Here is an 11482-nt window from a genome sequence, read left to right as displayed (position 1 = left end):
GATGCGGCCCGGGAAATCGGCGCCTCGACCATTCCCACCTCGGTGGGACACACGGACAAGCAGCTCAAGATCATGCGCGACTTTGGGACCTCGTGTCTCATCGCCACCCCCGGGTACGCCAGAATACTGCTCGAGGCCATGGAATCACGCGGGATCACCCCGTCCATGCTCCGTCTCAAAGCCATCCTGCTCACGGGTGAGCCGTGGAGCGTTTCCCTGGCAAACGATCTCGAACAGGGCTTCCAGGCCCCGGTGTACGATATATATGGGCTCAGCGCGGTCTGTGGACCGGGCATTGCGGCGCAATGCAGGGAACGGGGGGGGCTCCACCTCCAAGAAGATATGGTCTGTGCCGAAATCATCGATCCCAAAACGGAAAATCCGGCCGAACCCGGAGCATGGGGCGAACTCGTCCTGACCACTCTGGTGGAAGAGGCCGTCCCGGTGATCCGTTACAAGACCGGGGACCGGGCCAGATTTCTCACCACCCCCTGCTCCTGTGGCAGCACGTTCAGACTCCTGGACCATATTCCCGGCAGGACCGACGACATATTGATCGTCAAGGGGATCAACATCGCCCCGGAAATGATCGAACGGGTTCTTCTCGACCAGCTGGGAACCACGGTGGACTGGGAAGCCGAGGTCACGGGTGACGGATCGAGCCAGCAGCTCGTCCTGCGTATCGGGATCACCGAGTCCCTGTTCTTTGACCAGATGAAACGCCAGCGGGCCATGGTGGACACCCTGCGCCACGCCTTTGCCCAGTGGGTCGGGGTGACGCCGAGGGTTCTGCTGGTGGAACCGGCCAGCATGAAAAAATAAACCAATCCAAGGCAATACCTTCCGTCGGAACGGACCTATGTGTCCGCCCAATGCTGCGCAAAAATAAATCTTCGTTGTTGGCGTCTTCCGGTGGCCGCAAAAAAGGCGGACACCCAGGTCCGCCCTTCCACGATTTTCGGATGCCACCCAGGTTGCCAACCCCATGTCAACAAATACAGACGGACTCGCCCACCTTCTTCACACGCCCCTGTCTCCGGACAGGGCCACGGGTTGTATCCGTGAACGGATCAAGTACCATATCCTCCATGGTAATAGACAACGGGCCTTGGAGCTCGTGGATATTCTTTGCGGTTTGGGGTGCCGGCCACCGGTTGGAAAAGGCCCGGTCACGGAATCCGCCCACAACGGTTCCGGGAATATTGGCGACCATCTCGAGCAACGCATGCAAGCGACCCAGAGGCAGCTGAACGAACTCATCGCCCTGCACGCGATCAACACGGAAATTTTTGCCAAACTGAATGCAGCCATCAAACATTTGCAAAGATTGGAGGATTTCAATCAACTCCCTGACGTATTGCATGAAATCGCCTTACGGATGCACACCGGAAAAATAGAAATTGTTCTTGAAAAATCGGCGTACGGACCATTTGTATCCAAGCGGATAGGCATTTTGCCACATGCAGCATTGGGAACCATCCTGGATTGGATGGTCACTGAAGGCCATGGCCAGCATTACATAGGACCATCGCAAGGGATCCGTGGGTGTGTTCCCCTTGCCGAGATTCTTCCCTCCACTCTCCAGGAAGAGGGATCATGTCTGATCTATCCTTTCTACGAAAGAGGTGGCAACGAGAGTCTGGCAGGTCTCGTCTGTTTACACGACAAGGATCCCAAGCGATACTCTCCCCACAAGGCAACCGATTACCTGGAACACTTCTGCTACATACTCGGATGCACGGTCTCCCTTATCCGTGTACAAAAATTCCTTGAACGGGAGCGGTTCACCGACCCGCTGACCGGGATTCCCAACCGGGCGTATCTCATGGCCTACGGCCAAAGGATACTCGACTTTGCCGAGCGGAAAGGGTTTCCGGTCACCTTGCTGTTCATCGACCTTGATGGGTTCAAGGCCGTCAACGACAACTTCGGGCACAAACAGGGGGATCTTGTGCTCAAAAAAGTCGCCCATTCCCTCAAAGCCCTCATCCGCAAATACGATCTGGTCGTCCGCTTGAGCGGGGACGAATTTGTCGTTCTTTTACCCGGTGTGGCCAAGAAAAAAACCCGCGATCTGATACAGCGGATGCAATCGACTATTGCCACGACCAGCATCGGGAAGGGAACCGAGTGTGCCAAAATTTCTGCATCCATTGGCGGGTCGGATTTTACTCCAGGCGAAACCATCAGGGAACTGATCAGCCGTGCGGATAGGGAGATGTACGCCCATAAAAAAACGACCCATCGATAACCCGTCCAAAAAACATTCTCGGCGCACCGTTTTATACCCCAACCACTCCGGAACCTTCGTTTTTTTATTCGGTCCTGCCAGAGAGGAATCCTGATTACATTAACGTGATTGCAAGATTGTCTTGTCCCCTTGGGCTAAAGTGTATATAAATGGAAGTTACAGGATTGGATCACGACCCTGTTTCTGCGCATACTTTTTTATCGCCTTCCCCCCAACTCCCATATACGAACGCACCGGATGGATCTTATGGACACCCCGCTCACAATCCTTGTCGTTGATGACGAAACCGGTATCCGTGAAAGTCTCGCCGACTATCTCGAGGACATGGACTGTCATGTCCTCATGGCGGAAAACGGGGAAAAGGCACTGGACATCATGCGGAGACAACGTGTTGACCTGGCCATCGTCGACGTTCGTCTGCCGGGCATCGATGGTACCCAAACGATCGTACAGGCCCAAAAGATCCAACCCGGACTCAAATATATTGTGCATACGGGTTCCGTGACCTATCAGATCCCCCAGGAACTCAAATCGTTGGGAATCGGTCCGGACCAGATCCTGCACAAACCGGTGCCAAGCCTGGATGTCATTCTCCAAACCATCCAAACGGTCATGGGCAAATCCCCCAACAACAACTAGACGGATTTTCTTGAAAAAACGGCACCGGGCTCCCCAAAGCCCGCCAATGACAACTCGAGTGCTCCCCGAGTATGATCAAAACCTGTATGGCTATTTTTTTATACCTCCGTGTCGCCCCTTTCCCGCACCTGACAAGCCTCAAGATTTCCGTGTTGTCCTGGATGACGGGAGTCAAGGCCAGGGATCTCTTTGCCATGGATATGGCGGGGTGGGGATGGGCATGTCTGTGCCTATGCGGTTTGCTCGCTTGGGGGGTCGTTCTCTGCCAAGCCGATGCCCTTTCACGGTTCCAGGAGTTCCGGCGTTTGCTGGCAGCCATGCATCGGTATGGATTCAGAACCAGATTCTTCAGATTGTTCGCCTCATCGAAATGCCAGCGGGACGCCGCTTTGGTCGCAGCACGACAGACCGGCCACATCCACATAGCCCGCAACTATTTCAAGAGCTTGGGCTATAAGTGGTACCACATTCTCCCTGATACCATCGTCCGCAATCCCCTGGGATTTTTCCATCCCCATTTCCTCATGTATACATTCATACCCAGACAGATCCACAAATACCTACGCAGTCTCCACCCCCAGCTGACCATAGTGCGTTTTCCCTGTACCTGATCACCGCCATTGGTTTCTCCACTGACCGTTTCCGTTTTGGTGCCTTCGCCGGTCCATCTCCACCAGTCGAGCGGTTCCTATTTCATACCATTTCCACTTTGTTCTGAGTCCATGGCATGTCAGGGTAGAAGCGGCTTCCAGCCGCTTTTCTTCGGTTAGAACTTAGTAAAAATGGTATTACCGACGACCATACCCCACAACACATTCCCGGGGAGCAGACTTTGGGACGCACCCTATCAACCAAGAGGCCCCAACAAACTTCTTGACAAAAAGCACCGCTGCTTTTGTAGTATGAGAACTCTGTCAGCGTGATTCTCTATCCCAAGCCGAGTCCCTAGCTCTGGAGGAGCTCTATGCGTGTTCTGAAGATCCTGCTCATCGCGTCCGCACTCCTTGTCCTCCTTGTCGCCGTCAGCCTTGCCGCGCTCTATATCTTTGTCGACCCCAATGACTACAAGGACGACATAGCCGCCGTGGTCAAAACGCAGACCGGCAGGGAGCTGTCCATCCCCGGAGATATCAACCTATCCGTATTCCCATGGCTGGGACTGGAGATGGGACCGGTCAGCCTGGGCAACGCTCCCGGATTCTCCGACAAGGTGTTTGCCGGGATCGACAAGACCCAGTTACGGATCAAGATCCTGCCCCTGCTGCACAAGGAAGTGCGTATCGGCACTATTGTTCTGGATGGATTCAAGCTCAACCTGGAAAAGGGTTCCAAAGGAACGACCAACTGGTCGGATCTGGGCAAAAAAAGTACCGCCCAGCCGGATAAACCGGCCCCACAGGCCGAACAAACCGACAAGAAACCCAGGGCCAAGAGTGGAGGCTTTGCCCTGGCCGCTCTGGCCATTGACGGAGTACGGATCACCAACGGACGGATCACACTGGAGGACATGGAGAAAAAGACCTCCACCGCTCTGACCAATGTTGAGATGACCGCGGACCAGATCGCCTTTGGTTCCCCGTTTTCCATCTTTTTTGGCTTTGATGTCCAGGTGTCCGACCCCGAACTCACCGCCCGCCTCACCCTGAAGGGTACCCCCCTCGTCGATCCGCAGGCCGGGACCTATGCGGTTTCTTCGGCCGCACTGAACATTTCCGGCACGGGCAAGGCGTTGCCCGGGAACAAGGTCGATCTCGATCTGACCGCGGACATAGCCGCCGACCTCCAGAAAGAAAAGCTGGCCATTTCCAATATTCTGCTGACAACCTACGGTCTGGACCTGCAGGGGAAGATCGACGGACAGACCATCCTGTCCACCCCGTCGTTCAAGGGCGAACTCCACCTGGCCCCCTTCAATCCCAAGGGGCTCATGAAAACCATGGGGCTCGATCCGGTTGCAACGGCGGATCCGGAGGCCCTCACTAACCTGCAGACGGATCTGACCTTTACGGCCGGGCCGGACCGGGCCGCACTGACCTCCCTCTCCCTGGTCCTGGATACAACCACGGTGGAGGGGACCGGCAATGCCAAAAATTTCGCCAAGCCGGCCATAGCCTTTGGGATCGATGTGGACGGTATCGATGTAGACCGCTATCTGCCACCCAAAAAGGACAAACAGGCAGCAAAAAAGACGGACAAAACAAAGCAGGCTGCAGCCAGACAAAAGACCAATCAGGGTCCCGTTCCTATCCCCCTGCCCATCGATACCCTGCGGAACCTGGATATCAACGGCAAGCTGACCATGGGCAAGGTCACCGTGAACAAGCTCAATCTGTCCAAGATTCTGGTCCAACTGGAGGCCAAACAGGGAAAGATCACCATGGCCCCCATCTCGGCCAACCTGTACGGAGGAACCTTTGGCGGCACCACCATGCTTGACGTCCGGGGCACAACGCCGAAGATGAGCGTGACCGAAAAATTGGCCGCCATGCAGGTCGGCCCCCTGCTCAAGGACATGACCGGCAAGGATACCCTCACCGGAACAACCAAGAGTACGGCCTCCCTGACAACAGCAGGAATGACGGTCGATGACCTGAAAGCCAACCTGAACGGCAAGCTTGCCTTTGGCTTTGCCAACGGCGCCATCAAGGGGATCAACCTGCCCAAGATGCTCAGGGACGCCGTGACCAAAATCAAGGGCGGCACCCCCGACCCGGACGAAGTCAACCAGACCGACTTCGCCTCTCTCGGGGGGACGGCCACGGTGACCAACGGCGTTCTGGACAACCGGGATTTGCTCATGATGTCGCCGCTCATGCGGGTCAATGGTGCCGGCAAGGTCGATCTGCCCAAAGAAGGCATGGATTACCTGATCAAGGCCACGGTGGTCTCCTCCCTCAAGGGACAGGAAGGAGAACCCCTGTCCGAACTCGCCGGACTGACCGTGCCCGTACGCATCACCGGAACCTTTGACAAACCGGCCTTCAAGCTCGATGTGGCCAGCCTTCTCCGGGATAAGGGCATCCAGGAACTCAAGGAAAAGGCCGCGGACAAGCTGTTCAAGGACAAGAAACCCGGCGGGATCGATCCGGGCAACGCATTGGAAGGATTATTCAACTGAACCGAAACATCCAAATACTCGTTCCAACCAGACTGTTCCCACAAAAAAAGGCTGCCGATCGGCAGCCTTTTTTTGTGGGCAATGCATGGTACATCCAACCAGCAGTATCACTCGACCCCTTGGACACCCCTGCAGCAGGACCGTTCGATCACCCCGGCCATCCAAAACGCTGCGGCATTGGTGAACACGCCAACCACCAATCCATCGGATCCCCCGGGCGAACCCAGGACATTGTTCCACACGAGCACGCCCAGGAACACGAAGTTTTCAAAATGGATGTTGGATGTACTTTCAAGGCAACCAAATCGTAGGGGCACCCCTACGGATCGTCGCCTGGATCAGAGGTTTGATAAAAACCCAATATTCCAAAATAGTTTTAGTTTAACAACGGTAGGACATCTTTTCGGTCCGAGACATGGTTACGATTCTCAATCAGGGTAGACTGGATCATCCCCATTCCTTGAAAATCACTGCCCTGAAAACAGAATCATTTGCAGGCCGTGCAATCGGTCCACAAAAATATGTACAAAAATGTCATACATGTGTGCTACAAATTTTTTCAAATTATGTCGAGATGTTGTTGCTATATTTCTTCACGGCCTCGACCAACTTTTTCGAGCGGCTCTACCCCGTGGGGGCAGTACCCTGAGTATGCCCGGCATTTCTCCCCGGCCACTCGGCCAGAACCATGGCCGCGAATATGGACAATGCTCCGATCCATCCCCATTCTCCAAGCCGTTCGTGGGCGAACACATGGGCGTACAGGGCCCCGAAGACCGGTTCCATGCAAAAAATGAGGGCTGTTTTCACCGGGGAGGTGTACCGCTGCATGGACGTCTGGACCAAGAAGGCGAAGACCGTGGCAAAAAACACGCAGATGACCATGGCCCAGAGAATATCCGGTTCCCAGAAGACGACCTCGTGCCCCCTGGTCCAGGCACACAGGTTGGAGCACAGGGCCACCACGGCAATCTGCACGGCCGTGAGCCAGTAGGGGTCACAATTCCGGACGAACCGGGCCGTATAGATAATGTGCAGGGCAATGGATACGGCACAGAGGATCACGATGAGATCCCCCTTGTTCACGGCCATGGTCCCGCCGGTACACAGAAAAAACAGCCCGACCCCGGCCAGGGCGACGCTCGTTCCGAGTTTGAGTCCCAGGGGTCTGCCGAAAAACAGCCCTCCCAGAACCGGAACCAGGATGACGTTCAGCCCGGTAACAAAGGCGGTGTTCGAGGCGGAGGTGAAGAGGAGCCCGATGGTCTGGAAGGCATACCCCCCAAAGAGGAACAGGCCGAGCACCGCCCCCTTCCAGAGGATATCCGGAGAAAAGCCCTGGCGTCTCCGCAGGCAGAAAGGCAGAAGAAGCAGGGCCGACAGGGTGAACCGCTGGCCCAGAAAGGAAAATAGATCGACCTGGGCGATGGCGTCCTTGACCAGAGTGAAGGTGAGCCCCCAGAAAAAGGTGACCACCAGGAGCATGGCCTCGGCTGCCCAGGAACGGCGTTGGAAAAAGGATGGTTTCATGGTAGACGGACGTGTATGCTAGCCGGCTCTGTACGGCAAGCACTTGTGCCATGGTTCCGTTTTTTCCATTGCACTTTGGAGACAGAAACTATACAGGAAAAATGTTTTTTTATTGACCATAACACACGGCACTATGCCGCATAGGTTTAAGACCATCGGACGGAATGACGCGGGGCGAAGCTTTTCTTTTTACTACGTTCACTCCCGCTATCCGGCCTTATCACTCTGAACACGACCACGCTACCATCACGGAGGACGCATCATGATTCCCGACAATCTTTTGTACAGCAAATCACACGAATGGGCCAGGATCGAAGGCGAAGAAGCAGTCATCGGCATCACCCAGTTCGCCCAGGAACAGCTTGGCGATCTCACCTTTGTGGAACTTCCTGCCCAAGGCCAGGAGATCACGGCCGGTGAGGAAATGGGTACCGTCGAATCGGTCAAGGCGGCCAGCGAGATCTACGCCCCTATCACCGGTGAAGTCATTGCCGTGAACACCGACCTGGAAGACGCGCCTGAAAAAGTGAACGAAGATCCCTACGCAGAGGGTTGGTTGATCAAAATCAACATCGCCGAACTCCCGGAAAGCCTCCTCTCACCCGCCCAGTACGAGGCCCACATTGCGGAGGAAGCCCATTAAACCAATTGTGGAATTCCTAGCTTTCAGTGCAATAGATATGCGCATACTTTTCAGTTGCGTTTCCCAAAATCCAAGCCGCTGAATTTCTTAAATTCTGCAATCTCTCAAATGTTATGAATGGTTTGTCCCTGACGGGCCACCTTCCTCCCACAGGAAATCAACACATCGAGGCGTGCCCCAGTGGCCCGCCTTTCTTTTTTGGTAGCTCTTCAGGGCCAATCAACATTGCCCCATAGGGGCGGGCCTGTGTGTCCGCCCATTCTGGGCCTATCAGGTACAAGTGGGCAATGCGCTCGTAAACGGCCGGACAGGCAGGTCCGCCCCCACAAAAATGACGGCGTGTCCCAATATAATATTGAATAATGACACAAGCCACCTTGAATAACTATCTTTTTTGAACCATTTGGAGTGTTCTCATGCCCTATATTCCGCATACATCAGACGAGCAGCAGGAAATGCTCGCCGCCATCGGTGTTCCGAACCTGGCCGGACTGTTCGCGGACATTCCACCGGAGCTCAGGCCCTTGCGTTTCGACATCCCCGAAGGCTTGAGCGAGATGAACGTTCTCGCCCGCATGGAAGAAGTAGCCTCGCGCAACAGCACGGACCTGACCAGTTTTCTCGGGGCCGGGTTCTACGACCACTACAATCCGGCCGCGATCAAGGCCCTGGCCTCGCGCGGGGAGTTTTTCACCGCCTACACTCCCTACCAGCCCGAGGCGTCCCAGGGGACCCTGCAGGCCATCTTTGAATACCAGACCTCCATCTGCCGCCTTCTGGACATGGAGTATTCCAACGCCTCCCTGTACGACGGGGGCACGGCCATCTACGAGGCCATGATGATGGCCGTACGAAAGACCAAAAAACGGACAAAAATCCTGGTCTCCGAAGGGGTCAATCCCATCTACCGGACCATGCTCGACTCCTACACGACGAACCTGAACCTCGATCTGATCACGGTTCCCCACAATGAAGGCCAGAGCGATGTCCAGGCCCTGACCGACAAGCTGGACACGGACATTGCCGCGCTCATCGTCCAGAACCCGAACTTCTTCGGCTCGGCCAATGATTTCACACACCTCTTTGATGCGGCCCGAAAAAACGGCGTGGTCTCCATCCTCTCGGTCTACCCGGTCATGCAGTCGGTCCTGAAGACACCGGGCGACATGGGCGCGGACATCGCGGTTGCCGAAGGCCAGTCCCTGGGGCTTCCCCTGAGCTTCGGCGGCCCGTATCTGGGGATCATGACCTGCAACAAGCCCCTCATCAGACAGATGCCGGGCCGCATCGTGGGCAGAACAGACGACGTGGACGGGAAGACCGGCTACGTGCTCACCCTACAGGCCAGGGAACAGCACATCCGACGGCACAAGGCCACGTCAAACATCTGTTCCAACCAGTCCCTGTGTGCGGTGTGTTCTCTCATGTACCTGGCCCTGCTCGGCCCGGAAGGCCTCAAACGTACAGCCGAACTGTCCATCCAGCAGGCCCATTACGCGGCCGAACGGTTGACCCGACTGGACGGAGTATCCCTGTTCAACAAGACCCCGTTCACCAACGAATTCGTGCTTTCCCTGCCCTGCGAGGCGTCCACGGTGATCAACGCCCTGGTGGACAAGAAATTCATCCCGGGATTTCCCATGGGACGGTATTACGCAGAGATGGACAACATGCTCCTGGTGGCATGCACGGAAAAAACTTCCAATCAGGATATCGGCATCCTGACAGAACTCATGGGAGGTGTGCTGTGAAAACCATGTTCGAAACATCAACGACGGGCCGCAAGGGCGTATGGCCACAGGCAGCCGACAAGAGTGCCGAATATTTTCTTCCGGACAACCTGCTTCGGGGCAAGGAACTTCCCCTGGCCGAGCTGAGCGAACTGGACGTGATCCGTCATTTCACCCGCCTCTCCCGGCTCAACTACAGCGTGGACGGGAACATGTATCCCCTGGGCTCATGCACCATGAAGTACAACCCCAGATTCACCGAGGAAGTGGCCGCCCTGCCGGGATTCGCCAGACTCCACCCCCTGGTCCCCCAGATCCGGGGAGCCGGTAAGATGACCCAGGGCGCCCTGGAAGTCATCTTCCATCTGGAGGAACTTTTGTGCGAGATCACGGGCATGGCCGGCTATACCCTCCAGCCCATGGCCGGGGCCCACGGGGAACTCACCGGGGTCATGCTCATCGCGGCCTACCACCGGGACAAGGGGAACAAGAAGACCAAGATCATCGTTCCGGATTCGGCCCACGGCACCAACCCGGCCTCGGCGACCATTGCCGGATTCGACGTCGTGTCCATTGAATCCAAGGACGGGATCATCGATCCCGAGGCCCTGGAAGCGGTCATGGATGACCAGGTCGCCGGGATCATGATGACCTGCCCGAACACCCTGGGACTGTTCGAGCGCAACCTGCCCAAGATCACGGCCCTGGCCCGGAAACATGACGCACTGCTCTACTACGACGGGGCCAATTTCAACGCCATCATGGGCAAGCTCAAACCGGGTGATGCCGGATTCGACGTGGTCCACCTGAACCTGCACAAGACATTCGCCACCCCCCACGGCGGGGGCGGACCGGGATCGGGACCCGTCGGGGTGTCCGAACGTCTTGTGGACTACCTGCCCATTTCCCGGGTGGTACGTCTGGAAGACGGCCAGTATTTCCTGGATTATGACTATCCCAAATCCATCGGCTACATCGCCCCGTTCTACGGTAATTTCGGGGTCTTCCTCAAGGCCTACGCCTATATCCTCAGACTGGGCAGACAGGGGATCATCGACGCCACGGAAAACGCGGTCCTCGCGGCCAACTACCTGCGCAAACGGTTGGAAAACCACCTGGAGATCCCGTACAACCGGATCTGCATGCACGAATTCGTATCTTCGGCGGTCAACCAGGCCCAAAACGGCGTCCGGGCCCTGGACATCGCCAAGGGCCTCCTGGACAGGGGCCACTACGCCCCGACCATCTACTTTCCCCTGATCGTGCACGAATGTTTGATGATCGAACCCACTGAAACCGAATCCAAGGAAACCCTGGACCTGTTCGTGGACGACCTGATCGACATCTTGACACAGGCGGAAACCGACCCGGAATCCCTGCACCAGGCCCCCGTGACCACCCCGGTCCGCCGGTTGGACGAGGTCAAGGCGGCCCGATCCATGCAATTAAAGGAATAAAAAAAACACCCAACCCATTACCTACGACCCGTAGGGGCGGATTCCATATCCGCCCCTCTCTCCGAACCATGCATTACATAGACCCGGGCGATGCATTACATACTCCCGGGCCAT

10 protein-coding genes are annotated in these 11482 nt (G+C 56.2%); 8 read left to right on the top strand and 2 right to left on the bottom strand.

Features of this window, described 5'->3' with window-relative positions; all coding sequences use genetic code 11:
• The 5 genes from ACY692_RS12830 to ACY692_RS12810 form a co-directional block, all read left to right on the top strand.
• On the top strand, positions 1 to 822 hold an 822-nt coding region (locus tag ACY692_RS12830), incomplete at its 5' end, for a phenylacetate--CoA ligase family protein (RefSeq protein WP_462325771.1).
• Positions 823 to 985: 163 nt separating this feature from the next.
• Positions 986 to 2251 carry a bifunctional diguanylate cyclase/phosphodiesterase gene (locus ACY692_RS12825; RefSeq protein WP_462325770.1) on the top strand — a complete coding sequence of 422 codons (1266 nt, stop codon included), beginning with the start codon at positions 986 to 988 and terminating at the stop codon, positions 2249 to 2251.
• A gap of 246 nt (positions 2252 to 2497) precedes the next feature.
• Positions 2498 to 2890, top strand: coding sequence for a response regulator (locus ACY692_RS12820; RefSeq protein ID WP_462325769.1), 393 nt, complete (start codon positions 2498 to 2500; stop codon positions 2888 to 2890).
• An 86-nt stretch (positions 2891 to 2976) separates the two neighbouring features.
• On the top strand, positions 2977 to 3501 hold the full coding sequence (locus ACY692_RS12815) for a hypothetical protein (protein ID WP_462325768.1): 525 nt from the start codon (positions 2977 to 2979) through the stop codon (positions 3499 to 3501).
• A 353-nt stretch (positions 3502 to 3854) separates the two neighbouring features.
• Positions 3855 to 6008, top strand: coding sequence for an AsmA family protein (locus ACY692_RS12810; protein ID WP_462325767.1), 2154 nt, complete (start codon positions 3855 to 3857; stop codon positions 6006 to 6008).
• A 107-nt stretch (positions 6009 to 6115) separates the two neighbouring features.
• Here ACY692_RS12810 and ACY692_RS12805 read toward each other — a convergent pair whose 3' ends face one another.
• Positions 6116 to 6325 carry a hypothetical protein gene (locus tag ACY692_RS12805; protein ID WP_462325766.1) on the bottom strand — a complete coding sequence of 70 codons (210 nt, stop codon included), beginning with the start codon at positions 6323 to 6325 and terminating at the stop codon, positions 6116 to 6118.
• A 307-nt stretch (positions 6326 to 6632) separates the two neighbouring features.
• Positions 6633 to 7538 (bottom strand): DMT family transporter, encoded by a 906-nt coding sequence (locus tag ACY692_RS12800; protein ID WP_462325765.1) that lies wholly within the window; start codon positions 7536 to 7538, stop codon positions 6633 to 6635.
• Between the two features lie 262 nt (positions 7539 to 7800).
• Here ACY692_RS12800 and gcvH point away from each other — a divergent pair, with 262 nt between their 5' ends.
• The 3 genes from gcvH to gcvPB all read left to right on the top strand — a co-directional run bounded on the left by gcvH (position 7801) and on the right by gcvPB (position 11368).
• The gene (gcvH, locus tag ACY692_RS12795) at positions 7801 to 8181 is read left to right on the top strand and encodes a glycine cleavage system protein GcvH (protein ID WP_462325764.1); all 381 of its coding nucleotides are present in this window, start codon (positions 7801 to 7803) and stop codon (positions 8179 to 8181) included.
• A gap of 416 nt (positions 8182 to 8597) precedes the next feature.
• Positions 8598 to 9932, top strand: a complete 1335-nt coding sequence (gcvPA, locus tag ACY692_RS12790) for an aminomethyl-transferring glycine dehydrogenase subunit GcvPA (protein WP_462325763.1) — start codon at positions 8598 to 8600, stop codon at positions 9930 to 9932.
• Entirely contained in the window at positions 9929 to 11368 is a 1440-nt protein-coding gene (gcvPB, locus tag ACY692_RS12785; RefSeq protein ID WP_462325762.1) for an aminomethyl-transferring glycine dehydrogenase subunit GcvPB, read from the top strand. The genes gcvPA and gcvPB overlap by 4 nt, the downstream gene beginning before the upstream one ends.
• Positions 11369 to 11482: the final 114 nt, after the last annotated feature.

It is taken from the genome of Desulfoplanes sp., from assembly GCF_054921335.1.
This window is presented reverse-complemented; position numbering and strand designations above follow the sequence as displayed.

What these genes read in the sequence shown, in the direction of transcription:
- ACY692_RS12820 (WP_462325769.1), top strand. Translation starts at nt 2,498, where the DNA reads ATGGACACCCCGCTCACAATCCTTGTCGTTGATGACGAAACCGGTATC.
- gcvH (WP_462325764.1), top strand. Translation starts at nt 7,801, where the DNA reads ATGATTCCCGACAATCTTTTGTACAGCAAATCACACGAATGGGCCAGG.
- ACY692_RS12825 (WP_462325770.1), top strand. Translation starts at nt 986, where the DNA reads ATGTCAACAAATACAGACGGACTCGCCCACCTTCTTCACACGCCCCTG.
- ACY692_RS12810 (WP_462325767.1), top strand. Translation starts at nt 3,855, where the DNA reads ATGCGTGTTCTGAAGATCCTGCTCATCGCGTCCGCACTCCTTGTCCTC.
- ACY692_RS12800 (WP_462325765.1), bottom strand. Translation starts at nt 7,538, where the DNA reads ATGAAACCATCCTTTTTCCAACGCCGTTCCTGGGCAGCCGAGGCCATG.
- gcvPA (WP_462325763.1), top strand. Translation starts at nt 8,598, where the DNA reads ATGCCCTATATTCCGCATACATCAGACGAGCAGCAGGAAATGCTCGCC.
- ACY692_RS12815 (WP_462325768.1), top strand. Translation starts at nt 2,977, where the DNA reads ATGGCTATTTTTTTATACCTCCGTGTCGCCCCTTTCCCGCACCTGACA.